The sequence below is a fragment of the Streptomyces sp. TLI_105 genome (assembly GCF_900105415.1).
In the GTDB taxonomy this organism is placed as follows: domain Bacteria; phylum Actinomycetota; class Actinomycetes; order Streptomycetales; family Streptomycetaceae; genus Streptomyces.
In genome coordinates this window covers 3,514,874-3,528,896 of record NZ_FNSM01000001.1, presented here as the reverse complement: position 1 = coordinate 3,528,896, position 14,023 = coordinate 3,514,874, and the positions used below count along the sequence as shown (strand labels likewise).

The 14,023-nt window shown below is 72.1% G+C and carries 12 protein-coding genes and 1 pseudogene; 8 read left to right on the top strand and 5 right to left on the bottom strand.

Annotation, left to right across the window (positions count from 1 at the left end; translation table 11 throughout):
- Positions 1-117 precede the first annotated feature (117 nt).
- A complete protein-coding gene (locus BLW86_RS16015; RefSeq protein WP_256341326.1) occupies positions 118-1,524 on the top strand; it encodes a hypothetical protein in 1,407 nt (468 codons plus the stop codon).
- A gap of 6 nt (positions 1,525-1,530) precedes the next feature.
- On the opposite strand, the gene BLW86_RS16010 is transcribed toward BLW86_RS16015, so the two are convergent.
- Complete coding sequence (locus tag BLW86_RS16010; RefSeq protein ID WP_093878686.1) at positions 1,531-2,799, bottom strand: ABC transporter substrate-binding protein; 1,269 nt, start codon at positions 2,797-2,799, stop codon at positions 1,531-1,533.
- A gap of 217 nt (positions 2,800-3,016) precedes the next feature.
- On the opposite strand from BLW86_RS16010, the gene BLW86_RS16005 reads away from it, so the two are divergent.
- Together BLW86_RS16005 and purU are read left to right on the top strand one after the other, a co-directional pair.
- Complete coding sequence (locus tag BLW86_RS16005) at positions 3,017-3,460, top strand: SCO4402 family protein (RefSeq protein WP_093874664.1); 444 nt, start codon at positions 3,017-3,019, stop codon at positions 3,458-3,460.
- Positions 3,461-3,519: 59 nt separating this feature from the next.
- Entirely contained in the window at positions 3,520-4,371 is an 852-nt protein-coding gene (purU, locus tag BLW86_RS16000) for a formyltetrahydrofolate deformylase (protein ID WP_093874663.1), read from the top strand.
- A 425-nt stretch (positions 4,372-4,796) separates the two neighbouring features.
- Here purU and BLW86_RS15995 read toward each other — a convergent pair.
- A pseudogene (locus BLW86_RS15995) lies at positions 4,797-6,065 on the bottom strand (zf-HC2 domain-containing protein).
- Entirely contained in the window at positions 6,062-6,643 is a 582-nt protein-coding gene (locus BLW86_RS15990; protein ID WP_093874662.1) for a sigma-70 family RNA polymerase sigma factor, read from the bottom strand. Before BLW86_RS15990 ends, BLW86_RS15995 begins: the two are co-directional and overlap by 4 nt.
- Before the next feature lie 159 nt (positions 6,644-6,802).
- On the opposite strand from BLW86_RS15990, the gene BLW86_RS15985 reads away from it, so the two are divergent.
- The gene (locus tag BLW86_RS15985; RefSeq protein ID WP_093874661.1) at positions 6,803-7,192 is read left to right on the top strand and encodes an STAS domain-containing protein; all 390 of its coding nucleotides are present in this window, start codon (positions 6,803-6,805) and stop codon (positions 7,190-7,192) included.
- Here the strand turns inward: BLW86_RS15985 and BLW86_RS15980 are convergent.
- Positions 7,149-8,678 (bottom strand): class I adenylate-forming enzyme family protein, encoded by a 1,530-nt coding sequence (locus BLW86_RS15980; RefSeq protein ID WP_093874660.1) that lies wholly within the window; start codon positions 8,676-8,678, stop codon positions 7,149-7,151. The genes BLW86_RS15985 and BLW86_RS15980 overlap by 44 nt on opposite strands.
- Before the next feature lie 206 nt (positions 8,679-8,884).
- On the opposite strand from BLW86_RS15980, the gene BLW86_RS15975 reads away from it, so the two are divergent.
- The 4 genes from BLW86_RS15975 to BLW86_RS15960 all read left to right on the top strand — a co-directional run bounded on the left by BLW86_RS15975 (position 8,885) and on the right by BLW86_RS15960 (position 12,921).
- Complete coding sequence (locus BLW86_RS15975) at positions 8,885-10,075, top strand: amidohydrolase family protein (protein ID WP_093874659.1); 1,191 nt, start codon at positions 8,885-8,887, stop codon at positions 10,073-10,075.
- Positions 10,075-11,226, top strand: coding sequence for an acyl-CoA dehydrogenase family protein (locus BLW86_RS15970; protein WP_093874658.1), 1,152 nt, complete (start codon positions 10,075-10,077; stop codon positions 11,224-11,226). The genes BLW86_RS15975 and BLW86_RS15970 overlap by 1 nt, the downstream gene beginning before the upstream one ends.
- Before the next feature lie 5 nt (positions 11,227-11,231).
- Positions 11,232-12,149 carry an acyl-CoA dehydrogenase family protein gene (locus tag BLW86_RS15965; protein WP_093878685.1) on the top strand — a complete coding sequence of 306 codons (918 nt, stop codon included), beginning with the start codon at positions 11,232-11,234 and terminating at the stop codon, positions 12,147-12,149.
- Between the two features lie 334 nt (positions 12,150-12,483).
- Complete coding sequence (locus BLW86_RS15960; RefSeq protein ID WP_093874657.1) at positions 12,484-12,921, top strand: ATP-binding protein; 438 nt, start codon at positions 12,484-12,486, stop codon at positions 12,919-12,921.
- A gap of 163 nt (positions 12,922-13,084) precedes the next feature.
- On the opposite strand, the gene BLW86_RS15955 is transcribed toward BLW86_RS15960, so the two are convergent.
- The gene (locus BLW86_RS15955) at positions 13,085-14,011 is read right to left on the bottom strand and encodes a cyclase family protein (protein WP_093874656.1); all 927 of its coding nucleotides are present in this window, start codon (positions 14,009-14,011) and stop codon (positions 13,085-13,087) included.
- Positions 14,012-14,023: the final 12 nt, after the last annotated feature.

The following is a 14,023-nucleotide window of genomic DNA, read 5'->3' as shown; positions in this document are numbered from 1 at the left end:
CACCGCCGTCCGTTTCGTAAACGGGTTGTGTAACCGGTCTCACACGTGTGTGCGGAGCCCTGTCGGCACCCGGTAGCGTGAGCCGACGATTCCGTAGGTTTATTGGTGGGAGTCCCGGTGACGCAGAACGGACAGGGTCCGGAGCATGGCGGCGGTCAGCCGTGGGGCGGCGCCTGGGGTCCCGCCGGTGGCCAGACGGGCGGGCAGCAGGGCGCGCAGCCGCTGCCGCCCGCGCAGCCGCTGCCCCCGGAGGCGCCGCAGGGCGCCGACATGCAGTCCACCCAGTACCTGCCATCGATACCTCCGCAGCAGGGCCCGCCGCAGCCCGGCTACGGCTACCCGGGCCCGGGCGCTCCGGCCGCCGCCGACATGCAGGCGACCCAGCACATCGCGCCGGTCCCGGGCGGGATGCCGCCGGTCCAGGGCGCGCCGCAGCCGGGGTACGGCTACCCGGGCCCCGGCGCACCGGCCACTCCTCCGCAGCCGGGGTACGGCTACCCGCCGCCGGCCGGCGCCTCGGACGCGACCCAGTACATCGCCCCGGTGCCGCCGCAGCAGGGCGGGGGCTCCGACACCCAGTTCCTCGGCACGGGCCCGCTCGCCCCCCAGGGGCCCGCCCCGGCCGGTGCCTCGGACGCGACCCAGTACATCGCCCCCGTACCGGCGCAGACGCCCGGCGAGCGGCAGCCGCCCGCCGAGTTCGACAGCCTCTTCCGTACGGAGGCCCCGCGGCCGCCCCAGCAGCCGCACGCGCCGCAGGGCTACCAGCAGCCGGCCCCGGCCCCGTACCAGCAGCAGACCCAGCACCACCAGCCGCCGCAGCCCCCGCAGCAGCAGTACGCCTACCAGGACGCCTACTACGACGACGAGCCCGAGCCGCGCCGCAGGTCGCCGCTCGCGCTGATCGCCGCCGTCGTCGTCGGCTGCGCGGTCGTCGGCCTCGGCGCCGGGATGCTGCTCAGCGGCGGGGACGAGGAGAAGGACCCCAAGACCCCCGGCCAGAACGTGGCGGCGAGCTCCGCCGCGCCCTCCACCGGGGCGCCCGCCCCCACGGAGAAGCCGGCCGACCCGGCGGAGCCGCAGGCGCAGGAGCTCAGCAAGCTGCTCGCGACCAGCAGCAGCAGCCGTCAGACGGTGATCGACTCGGTCGCCTCCATCAACCAGTGCAAGAACCTCGACAAGGCCGCGGCCGATCTGCAGGGCGCCGCCCAGCAGCGACGGGGGCTGATCACCCAGCTCCAGTCGCTGGCGGTCGACAAGATCCCGGACAACGCCGTGCTGACGGCGGCGCTCACCAAGGCCTGGCAGGCCTCGGCCGCCGCCGACGACCACTACGCGGCCTGGGCCGGCCAGATGAAGGCCAAGAAGGCCTGCAAGGGCGGCCACGCCCGGTCGACCAGCCAGAAGGCCGCGGGGGACGCGAAGAGCGGCGAGGCCACCACCGCCAAGCAGGAGGCGGCCGGGCTGTGGAACCCGACCGCCGTGAAGTACGGACTGCCGAAGCGGAGCCCCTCCCAGCTCTGAGCAGGCTCACGGGGCGCTGAGGACGGTCTCGCCGACGTCGACGAAACCAGGCTTCTGCGCCACGAGCCGCCCCTGGCGGACCACCTGGAAGGTCACCTCGTGGTTGACGATCCGGGTGAAGCCGGGGGCGCCGAGCATGTCCTCGTACTTCCAGCGCAGGCTGGGGGTGAGGCCGCCGGTGTCGATCCGCTCGCCCCGGTCGAGGGCGTGGCTGATCTCCTCGGCCGTGATCCTGTCCTGCTGGAGGGACTCGATCACCTCCTTGAGCACCGTGTACGCGATCCAGGTGGTCTGGACGCCTGCGTCGGCCGGGTCGACCCGGTTGTCGGCGAAGGCGTACTCCTGGATGACCTTGCGCATCGGCGCCCAGCTCTTGTCGCCCGCCTCGGGGTACCAGCCGGTGACGAAGGCGCCCTCGAAGGGGCTGTGGGGGCCGCCGGTGCGGTCGATGACGGGCTGGTCGACGCTGCCGAGGACCGAGGAGATCCGGACGGCGTCCTTGTCCCGCTTCTCCTCCTGCTGCCCGGGGAGGCGGCGGAAGGAGTCGAAGAAGGTCTGGGTGCGCTCACCGAGGACGGCGGTCACACAGCCCTTCTCGCCGCCCGCCCGGCTGCGGGCACGGTCCGCCTGCTCGGTGTACTCGGCGGCGTCCTCCAGGGCCGGGATGTCGACGGCGCCCCGGTGGCTCGCCTTGTGCAGGCCGGAGTCGAGGAGTTCGGGGAGCCTGTCCCCCGCGGTGGTGTCGGGGCGGACGAGGGAGACCCGGTCGCAGGAGCCGGCGAGCTGCATGCCGTGCCCGGCGACGAGGGAGGCCACGCCGCCGTTGACGGGGTAGGAGAGCGGGCTGGTGAACTCGTCCTCCGCGATGCCGTAGCCGCCGATGTACGGGATGCCGGCGGCTTCCAGCGGGGCCATGAAGGCGCGGCCGTTCTGGCTGTACGAGCCGACGACGGCGACCGCGTTCTCGCGCACGGCCCGGCGGGCGCAGGCGGCGGCGCCCGCGGTGGTGTTCTGCTCGTTGCAGGTCAGGACGCGCAGTTCGTGCCCGTCGATGCCGCCCTGGGCGTTGACCCACCGGGCGTAGGTCTGCGCCATGGCGGGCATTCCGGGCATGTTGGTCGCTCGGGTCTGGTCGGGAGCCCAGGTCATCACCGTGACGGGTTCCCTGGAGCCCCCCGTGGCCCCAGGGAACACGCCACACCCGGTGAGCAGCGACGCTCCGGTCGCCGCGGTCGTGACGTACGCGAGGAGTGAGGTCAGTCGCCTACCGGTCATGGGCATGCACATTTCCGCCTCATGGGTAACGCGGGAGTGAGCGCGGTTCAACGGTGGGTGACGTGAAGGTGAATTGCGGGGGTGGGCGACCGGAGGGGGGAGGGGGCGAGTCCGCTTACCGGACAAGGGAACGTACGATCGAAACGTGTCCAGTCCAGTCCCCGGTCAGGTCCCCGGTTCGGTTAACTCTTCCCGTCGCGGCCGTCGCTCCTCCACCATGGGCGGCATGCCGCTCAATGACATGCCGTGGTGGCGCTGGCGCAGCAACGTGCGCTCGGCGCTGCACATGCTCTCCGACCCCGTGTTCCACGAGACCACCTGGCTGACCGGCCAGGAGGGGTACGGCGACGTCACCGACGCCGTCTACCGCCTCGTCGAGGACACCTGGCTCGACAACTGGTCCGCCGAGAAGTACGTCGGCTCGATCTTCCGGGACTCCGGCGAGGCCTCCCTCGTCGACGTCGCCGTCCTCCGGGTGCTGCGCATCATGCACCAGGTCGGACCGGACGCCCCCGTCACCGCGTACATCGCCCACCCCGGCTGGCCGGAAGCCGTACGCGCCGCCCGCGAGGCACACGTACGGATGGCGCAGGCCGACGGCGAGGACCCCGACACGCCCCCGCGCTCCCTCGACGTGCTCCGTATCATGACCCGGTCCTGAGGCGTTCCGCCTGACGGACGCCCGCCTCCCGGCGGGGCGTCGTGTGGCAGGCTGACGGGATGACCGACCAGTACGTCCTCACCCTCTCGTGCCCCGACAAGCAGGGCATCGTGCACGCCGTGTCGAGCTACCTCTTCATCACCGGGTGCAACATCGAGGACAGCCAGCAGTTCGGAGACCGTGACACGGGTCTCTTCTTCATGCGGGTCCACTTCTCCGCCGAGACGCCGGTGACGGTCGACAAACTCCGGGCGAGCTTCGCCGCCGTCGGCGACTCCTTCGCCATGGACTGGCAGATCAACCGCGCCGACCAGCCCATGCGGGTCGTCCTCATGGTCTCCAAGTTCGGCCACTGCCTGAACGACCTGCTCTTCCGGTCGCGGATCGGGGCGCTGCCGGTGGAGATCGTCGCGGTCGTCTCCAACCACACGGACTTCGAGGAGCTGGTGGGCTCGTACGGGATCCCGTTCCGGCACATCCCGGTGACGAAGGAGAACAAGCCGGAGGCGGAAGCGGAACTCCTGGACCTCGTCCGTTCCGAGAACGTGGAGCTGGTCGTCCTGGCCCGCTACATGCAGGTCCTGTCGGACGACCTGTGCAAGCAGCTCTCCGGCCGGATCATCAACATCCACCACTCCTTCCTCCCCAGCTTCAAGGGCGCCAAGCCCTACCACCAGGCGCACGCCCGCGGCGTGAAGCTCATCGGCGCCACCGCGCACTACGTGACGGCCGACCTCGACGAGGGCCCGATCATCGAGCAGGAGGTCGAGCGCGTCGGCCACGAGGTGACGCCGGACCAGCTGGTGGCGATCGGGCGGGACGTGGAGTGCCAGGCGCTGGCGCGGGCGGTCAAGTGGCACGCGGAACGCCGCATCCTCCTGAACGGCCGCCGCACGGTCGTCTTCGGGTAACTCCCCGAACCCTCGCCCCACCGGGCCGGCGCCCCGCCCTCGCGTGGGCGCGCGCCTGCGGGGCGGGGCCCGCCCCCGCGCCCCCCCGTTGTGGGCATGCGTTCCGCTGGGGCGGAACGGGTGGGCACAACGGAACGGCGCCCTTGCCGGCGCCAGAGGCTCCCGCGCCTGGACCCGCACCGGCCTGTGCGCCGCGCAACGTGGTGCGGGTCCTGGCGCGGAAGCCTGGGCCCGGCAAGGGGCGCCGTCCCGTGTGCCCACCCTCCCCCAAGCTCTCGGCTTCGCTCGAGCAGGGGGACCCCCTCGCCCCGGCGGGACGATTGCCCACACGGCGGGTGGCCAGGGGCGCCGCCCCGCCGGGCGCGGCCCCGCACGGCGGGCCCCAGGCGCGGCCCGCTCGCCCCGGCACCGGCACCGGCGCCGGGCTACAGGCGGCTCAAGGACGCCGTCGCCGAGAGGACGTCCCTGATGGCCTCGCGGTCGCCGTCCTGCCCCGCCGCCGCCTCCTCCGGCGTGATGTGCCCCGCCATCAGCTGGCAGAACTCGACCCCGTCCATCGCCACCTGCGCCACCGCCCGCTCCGGCGAGCCGAGCGCCGCGGGGGAGTCCAGGGAGATGTACCAGTGGCCGCCGCCCGCGCCCTCCACCTCCAGGTGGAGCGAGCGGCCCGGCGCGCCCGCCGCGACGAGCTCCTTGGCGGGGCCGGCCAGGCCGGTGCGCCGGCGGTTGGCGAGGGCGCCGGGGAGCAGCCGGGCCGCGAGGTCGATCATGCCGTGGAGGTGCGGGCCGCTGGGCGGCGCGTACGGGTAGGCGACCGCGGTCGCGATGTCGTCCGCGTGCAGCTAGCACTCGAAGGCCCGCTCCAGGAGGGAGTCCCTCAACGGGAGGGCGAAGTCCTTGTACGTGACGGTCAGGTCCGCCACCCCTCGGCCCGCGAAGGCGACCGTCCGGATCAGCGTGTGCGACTGGTCACGCCACGGCCCCCGGACGGACCGGTTCGGCGGCCGGTCGAGCGACGCCCAGAACGCTTCCGTCCGTTCCGTCGGCGACAGCTCCGGCACGCCCGCGCCCAGCGGATCGTCCAGCCCCAGTGCCGACGTCACCAGGCCGTCCACGGCGAAGAGGTGGCCGATGACCCCCGCGACGGTGGCCTTGCGGCGCACGACGCGGTCCTCCTCGTACCACTTGAGCCGTACCGGGGCGTGCCATTCGGACTCGCCGATGTCCCTCAGGAGCGCGTCGAGCCGGGCGGTCTCCGCGTCGTACGGGGTGACCCAGTCGGGGACGGGGATGCGGGCGGGGCGGCGGCCCAGGCAGTTCTCCAGGACCCGGGAGCGGAGCAGCGGGTCGAGGTCCAGGTCGCGGTCCTCGTGGAGGAGCGTGACGGCGTCGCGGAGCCGGAGGGCCTCGTCGGCGCAGGGGGCGCACACGGTGAGGTGGTTCTCGACGGCCCTGGTCTCGCCGGCGGAGCACGCCGAAAGCGCCCAGGCCCCGAGGAGGGACTTGAGCACGTTGTGACTGAGGTCCGGTACTTCCGGCTCCTCCGTTTCCGCCATGTCCGTTTCTTCCGCCTCCGCGCCTGAAGCCTCCGGCAGTCGCGTCGTCAGGTCCGCGTGGTCGTCGGCCGCACGGCGCGGTCCCGGTATCCAGGGGGCGCGTGCGACGTCGTCCGCGTCGTCGGCCGCCCCGGTCACAGCGGCCGTCCGTAGCCGGGCGGCGAGGACCCTTCGAGGGGGCGGGCGTGCGCGGAGGAGAGCAGCTGGAGTCCCAGCCGGAGGCGCCGGCGGGCCTCGTCCTCGGTGACGCCGAGGTCGGCGGCGGTCTGGCGGTAGTCGCGGCGCTGGAAGTACGCCAGTTCGAGCGCCTTGCGGAGTGGCGCCGGCATGGAGGTCACGATGTAGTCGGCGCGGGCGGCGACCGTGGCCCGGTGGACCTTCTGCTCCAGCTCCTCGGCGGAGCCGACCCCCGTCTCCGCGTACGCCAGGGCCTCGGCCTGCCGGAGCCGGTGCACGGCCTGCCGCTGGGTCAGCTTGGCGACCCACGAGCGCATGTTGCCCTGCTTCGGGTCGTAGGAGTCGGGGTTCTCCCAGATGTAGCCGAAGACCTCGCGGGTGACCTGGTCGGCCGCCGCGTCGTCGTCGAGGACCCGGTGGGCGAGGCTGTGCACGAGGGCGGCGAACCGGTCGTAGAACTCGCCGAGGGCGGCGGCCTCTCCGCGCGCCAGCCGCTGCTGCATCCTGCGGTCCCAGCGCGGTGGTGTGTCCATCGCCATGCGGCCCTCCGTCCCGGTTCTTCTCCAAAGTAGTGCGCCGCTCCGACAACGCACGACTGTTTGCCGCAAGTGCGCTCTTGACGCGGATGCGGATGGTAAGGAAAGCGTCATCCCCGGGACCGGGGGTTTCGGCGGTTTCTGGCGGGGCAGGCGGCGTCCGTGACGACGATCGAGGTCGACGAGGACGAGAACGGCTCCTGGACGGTTTTCAGCGTCCGGGGGGAACTGGACCTGGTCACCTCCCCCCGGATACGCCGCCGCGTCCACGACGCCGTCGCGGGCGGCCGGCACGACCTGGTCATCGACCTGTCCGCCGTGCGGTTCTGCGATTCCAGCGGCGTCGGCGTGCTGATCGCGTCCCGCCGCCTGCTCCGCTCCTGCGGCGGCAGGCTCCGCCTGATCCTTCCCGAGGAACGCGGGGACGAGAACGGTCACGTCGCCCGGGTGCTCACCGCGCTCGGCGTCCGCCGTCTCTTCGACGTGTACGAGGACATGGGGGAGGCGCTCACCGGGGCGTCGGTGCCGATGCCGCGCCGAAGCGCTCCCTGAGCTTGTACTTCAGCACTTTGCGCAGGGTCTCGTTGCGGGGGAGCGCGTCCACCACCTCCAGCTGTTCCGGCAGCTTGTGGACGGAGAGTCCGGCCTCCCGCAGGAAGGCCGTGACCTGCGGAAGGCCGAGCGGGGCGGCGCCGGGGGGCTGTTCGACGACGGCGCAGACGCGTTCGCCGCGCTCGGCGTCCGGGAGGCCTATGACGGCGGCGTCGCCCACGTCCGGGTGCCGGTGGAGGAGGTCCTCGATCTCCTTGGCCGAGATGTTCTCTCCCTTGCGGATGATGATGTCCTTGACCCGGCCCGTGAGCACCAGGTGGCCGGTGGGCGTGAGGTGCCCCACGTCGCCGGTGATGAGGAAGCCGTCCTCGTCGAAGGCGGCGGCCGTCTGCGCCGGGTCGAGATAGCCCTGGCAGACGGCCTCGCCGCGGAGCCGGACCTCGCCGTCGTCGGTGATCCGGACCTCCATGCCGGCGGGCGGACGGCCCTCGGTCGTGGCGAGGTTCTCGTCGGTGTCGTCGGGGGCGCCCATCGTGATCATGGGGACCTCGGTCATGCCGTACCCGTGGGTGAGCCGGCAGCCCAGCTCCTTCCGTACCGCGTGGTAGATCTCGGGCGGCTTGGGCGCGCCGCCGCCCGCGAGCAGGCGGAGGGTGGGGATGACGGGCTTCCCGGGCTGTTTGCGCTGCTCGGCGAGGAACATCGAGTAGAAGGCGGTGGAGCCGCCGGCGACGGTCACGCCGTGCCGGTTGTACGCGTCGAGGGCCTCCGGCAGCGCGAACTGTTCGAACATCACGGCCGGGAAGCCGTACAGCAGGAGCATCACCGTGTAGTCGGGCCCGGCGATGTGCGCGTACGGGAAGGCCATCGAGCCGACGTCCTCGGCCGTCAGCCGGAGGGCGTGGGCGAGGCAGGACCCGCCGGCGAGCAGTGAGCGGTCGGTGTGCAGGACGCCCTTGGGGTCCGAGGTGGTGCCGGAGGTCCAGTAGATCCAGCGGACGTCGGTGCCGGAGGCGGGCGGCGGGGGCAGGACGGCCGGGTCGCCGTCGGGCAGGCTCTCCGGGGAGTACGCCTCGAAGATCCCGCGCGCGCCGAGCCTCCTCGCCATCTCCGCATGGTCGAATCCGCGCCAGATTCCGGGGACCGCGAAGAACTCGGCCTTCGACTCGCGCAGCGCGAAGCCGACCTCCTTGTCCCGGTAGAAGGGGATCACCGGGGACTGCACGGCGCCGATGCGGGCGAGCGCGAAGGAGAGCACGGCGGTCTCGATGCGGGTGGGCAGCTGCCAGGCGACGACCGTGCCGGGGCGCACGCCCCTCCCGTACAGGCCGGCGGCGCAGCGCTCGGCGCGCTCGCGGAGGCCGCCGAAGGTGAGGACGCGGTCGTCCTGGAGGAGGACGGGCCGGTCGGGGGTGAGGGCGGCGCGGCGTTCGACGAGCTCCCAGAGCGTGCGGGACTCGCCGAGCGAGTGTGCGGTCTCATTCATCCCGTACTCCTCTTGGCTGACGTTCCGTCAGATGGTGCGGCGAGCGTAGAGGTCCGGCGCTTGTCGGTCCAGGGGTGCGGGGCTAGCCTGATGCCGACAGATCTGACGGGTCATCAGAAATGGACCGGGAACGGTCCGCGGAATCGGACCGGAAGCGGTCCGTCGAACCGGGCCGGAAGCGGTCCGCCGAATCCGGGAGAGGGTCCATGACGGAACTGCCCCGCATCATCAGCGTCGACGACCACGTGATCGAGCCCGCCCACCTCTTCGAGACCTGGCTCCCGAAGAAGTACCGCGACCGCGGGCCCCGCCCCCTCACGGCCGGCATCGGCGAGCTCGCCTACGTCGCCGGCAAGTACCAGATCACGATGGACCCCGAGGGCCCGCCCACCGACTGGTGGATCTACGAGGACCTCAAGTTCCCGTACAAGCGCAACATCGCCGCCGTCGGCTTCGACCGCGACGACATGACCCTGGAGGGCATCACCCGCGAGGAGATGCGGCGGGGCTGCTGGGACCCCGCCGCCCGCCTGAAGGACATGGACCTCAACCACGTCGAGGCCTCCCTCTGCTTCCCCACCTTCCCCCGCTTCTGCGGCCAGACCTTCGCCGAGGCCCAGGACAAGGAAGTGGCGGTCGCTTGTGTCCGCGCCTACAACGACTGGATGGTCGAGGAGTGGTGCGGGGACAGCGGCGGACGGCTGATTCCGTTGTGCATCATCCCCCTGTGGGACATCGATCTGGCCGTGGCCGAGATCCGGCGCAACGCCGCCCGGGGGGTCAAGGCCGTCACCTTCTCCGAGATCCCCACCCACCTCGGCCTGCCGTCGATCCACTCCGGCTATTGGGACCCGTTCTTCGCCGTCTGCCAGGAGACCGGGACGGTGGTGAACATGCATATTGGATCCAGTAGCCAAATGCCGGCCGCGTCCCCCGACGCCCCGCCCGCCGTCCAGGCCAGCCTGAGCTTCAACAACGCGATGGCCTCGATGATGGACTTCCTCTTCAGCGGCGTCCTCGTCAAGTTCCCCCGGCTCAAGCTCGCCTACAGCGAAGGCCAGATGGGCTGGATCCCGTACGCCCTCGAACGCGCCGACGACGTCTGGGAGGAGCACCGCGCCTGGGGCGGTGTCCGCGACATCGTCCCCGAGCCGCCCTCCACGTACTACTACCGGCAGATCTTCTGCTGCTTCTTCCGCGACAAGCACGGCATCGCCTCGCTCGACGTGGTGGGCAGGGACAACGCCACCTTCGAGACCGACTACCCGCACGTCGACTCGACCTTCCCGCGCACCAAGGAGGTCGCCCTCGACCACGTCCGGGGCCTCGACGACGAGACGGTCTACAAACTCATGCGCGGCAACGCCATCCGCATGCTGGACCTGGGCATCGTCTGATGGACCTCTCCTGCACCGAAGAGGAAGAGGCCTACCGCGCCCGCCTGCGGGAATGGCTCGCCGCCACCCTGCCCGGCCTCCCCGAACGCCCCGACCCGCTCGACTGGCCCGCCCGCCGCGCCTACGACTGCGGCTGGCAACGCCGCCTGTACGACGCCGGATACGCCGACACCCACTGGGACGCCTCCCCGACCCAACGCCTCATCTTCCTGGAGGAGACCGAACTCGCCGGCGCCCCCTACGTCGGCGCCAACTTCGTCGGCCTCCTCCACGCCGGACCCACCATCGCCGCCGAGGGCACGGCCGCACAGCGCGAGCGGTGGCTGCCGCCGATCCTGCGCGGCGACGAGGTCTGGTGCCAGGGCTTCAGCGAACCCGACGCAGGGTCCGACCTCGCCTCGCTCCGCACACGGGCGGTACGGGACGGGGACGCGTACGTCGTCACCGGACAGAAGATCTGGACCTCGCACGCCGAGGTCGCCGACTGGTGCGAACTCCTCGTACGGACAGGCCCCGAGACGGGACAGGGGGCGGCGCCCTCCAAGCACAAGGGCATCACCTGGCTCGCCATGCCCATGGACGCCCCCGGCATCACCGTCCGGCCGCTGCGCACCCTCGCCGGATCGACCGAGTTCGCCGAGGTCTTCCTCGACGAGGTGCGGGTGCCCGTGGCCAACCGGGTGGGGGAGGAGAACGACGGCTGGCGGGTCACCATGGTCACGCTCTCCTTCGAACGCGGCACCGCCTTCGTCGGCGAGGTCGTCGCCTGCCGCCGCCTCCTCGGCGAACTCGCCCGCACGGCCAGGAAGGACGGCACCTGGGACGACCCCGTCCTGCGGCGCCGGCTCGGCAGGCTCTCCGCCGAGTTCCAGGCCCTGTGGCGCATCGTCCAGGCCAACGTCAGCGAGGCCCAGGCGACCGGCGGGGTCCCCGGCGCGGGCGGCTCCGTCTTCAAACTGCACTACTCGCACGCCCGCCAGGAGCTGTACGACGCGGCCGCCGCCGTCCTGGGGCCCGACGCGCTCGACCTCGGCCGCGACTGGACCCTCGACCGGCTGTCCTCGCTCTCGTACACGATCGCGGCCGGCACGTCCCAGATCCAGCGCAACATCGTCGCCGAGCGCATCCTCGGCCTCCCGAAGGGCCGGTGACCGCCGTGGACTTCCGACTCACCGAGGACCAGCGGGCGCTGCGGCGGGGAGTACGGGAACTCCTCGCGCGCCTCTTCGGCCGGGGCGCGTTGCGGGCTGCCCTGGATTCCCCGTCGCTCGACCGGGAGCTGTGGCGGGAGCTCGGCGCCGCCGGGTTCTTCGCGCTGCGGCTCCCGGAGGAGGAGGGGGGTGTGGGGCTCGGGCTCCCCGAGGCGGTCCTCGTCTTCGAGGAGGCGGGGAGGGTGTTGCTGCCGGGGCCGTTGGTCGCGACGCACCTTGCGGCGGGGGCCGTGCCGGGGGCGGCGGACGGTTCCGTCGTGGTGACCTCCGTGGACGAGGGCCTCGTCCCTTGGCTGGACGCGGCCGATGTGGTGCTGGGGGATGCGGGCGGTGCCGTGCCGGTGCGGTCGGTCGACCCCTTGACGCCCTTGCATCGGTTGCCCGGCACCGGGCGTTGTGCCCACCCGTTCCGTCCTGCGGAACGCCTGCCCACAACGGATACGGAGGCCGCACTCCTCACGGCTGCCGAGCAGGTGGGCAGTGCGCAGGCCGCCACCGACATGGCCGTTTCCTACGCTCGGCAGCGGGAGCAGTTCGGGCAGGTCATCGGGGGGTTTCAGGCGGTGAAGCATCTGTGTGCCGGGATGCTCGTGCGGACGGAGCTCGCGCGGGCGGCCGTGTGGGCCGCGTCCGTCACCGGTGATCCCGTCGAGATCGCCGGGGCCAAGCTCCTCGCCGACGAGGCCGCCGTCGGCAACGCGCGGGACTGTCTCCAGGTGCACGGCGGGATGGGCTTCACCTGGGAGGCGGACGTGCACCTGCATCTGAAGCGGGCCTGGGTGCGGGCCGAGCTGCGGATGCCCGCCGCGCGGGCGGAGGAGGCGGTGGCGGCGGGGCTGTGGCGCTGCGCGTCCGGCGGGTGACGGAACGTCGATATCGGGTTGTGTCCTTCGGCGGGGCCGTCACGGCCCGGAGTCGGCCTCCGGCTCCGGTACGCTCCGTGGGATGCGAGTGCTCGTTGGCCCGGATCGTCCCGGTGTCGCCCCTGCGGCGGCTCCGCGCCCGGGAATGCCCGCCGCTCGCGCCCGACGTTCGACTACCCGCAGCGTGCGTCGCACAGTATGGACCATGCGTACTCCTTCGCGCTGGAATATGCCCGAAGCGCTTGTTGCGGTGACTGTACGTCAACCATGCTGTCCCACAAGGGAATCACGTTCCGTGAAGGTGTGTTGTCCGCCGGTTCGGATGGTGTGAGCGGTGCAGGTGCTTCAGGTGCAGTTGGTGGTCGGGCCGGACCCGGCGGAGGTGGGGCGAGCCCGGAGGTGGGCCCGGTCACGGCTCGCCGGGTCGGGCATAGGGGACGACGAGCCGCTCGCCGAGACGCTGGTGCTGCTCATCTCCGAACTCGTGACCAACGCCGTGGTGCACACCGGCTGTCCGGCCGTGCTGCGGATGCTGTTCGCCGCCGAGGGCGGGGTGCGGGTCGAGGTGGCCGACACGAGCGACCGGCCGCCGCGACCCCGACACGCGAAGGGCGGGGACACCAACGGGCGCGGCCTGGAGCTGGTGGACGGTCTCGCGGACCGGTGGGGCTGGCAGCCGGAGGGTGCCGGCAAGAGCATCTGGTGCGAGGTGGACCGGGTTCAGTCCGTCTCCACGGTGGCGCCCCTGTCGCCCGACAGAGTGCGCTGTTGACGATTCGTTCCGTTTTGCCCACTCTGGGGTGAGCGATTCGTGGCGAGGGGAGCCGAGGGCCGTGGCCCTCGGCGTGTGCGGGTCGCGATCGGGTGGCGGCGAGCCCGCGCCGTGCTCGGGGCGCGTGCGAGCGCGCCGCCGCCCGCGGGGCCCCTGGGGGGGGCTAGAGGATCGCGACCGGGGCCACCGGTGTGCCCGTGCCGCCGACGAAGGGCTCGGGCATCGCGGAGAGCAGGAAGGCGTACCGCCCTTCCTGTGCACAGGCTGTGGACAGGGCCTCCAGATTCCAGTTCTGCCCCTGGAGCATGCCCATCTCGACCAGGTCGAGGGCGTGCACGGGCAGCCAGAGGTCCTCGATCTCGGGCGGGAAGATCTCGAAGGTGAGCGTGTCGTTGGCGACGGCCGCGACGTCGTGGGCGTGGAACCACTCGGGCGTACGGATCGACAGGCCCGGTGACGGGAAGGCGTACCCGTGCCGGTCCCCGGCCAGGTACAGCTGGATCTGACCCGTCCGTACGAGCACGATGTCACCGGGCCGGACCGTGACCCCGCCGAACTCGGCCGCCTCGTCGAGGTCTTCGGGCGTCACGGCGTGGTCCCCCGGCAGCCGGTCCATGCCCTTCGCGGCGGCGACGTCCAGGAGGACCCCGCGGCTCACCAGGTGACGGGCCGTGTGGATGCCACTGAACCCGGAGCGGCCGTGCGGGGTGATCGAGGCGGCGGGGCGGCCGTTGTAGATGCGGCCCGAGTGGGAGACGTGCGTCAGGGCGTCCCAGTGGGTGCCGGCCTGGAGGCCGAGGGTCACGGCGTCGTCGCTGGTGGCGACCGTGCCGGGGCCGAAGAGCTCCTGGTTGATCTGGACCATGACGTGGAGCGGGTTCACCCGGCCGGGGATTATGCCGGTCTGTATGCCGTCCTGCTTGAGGTCGACGGCGAGCGGGACGCGGCGGCCGGTGCGGACGGTGGCGACGGCCTCCCGTACGACCTCGTCGGTGACGAGGTTGAGCGTGCCGATCTCATCGTCCTGGCCCCAACGGCCCCAGTTGTTGACGCGCTTGGCGATCTCGTGGAAGGCGGCGGGGAGAGACATCGGGGCCTCCGG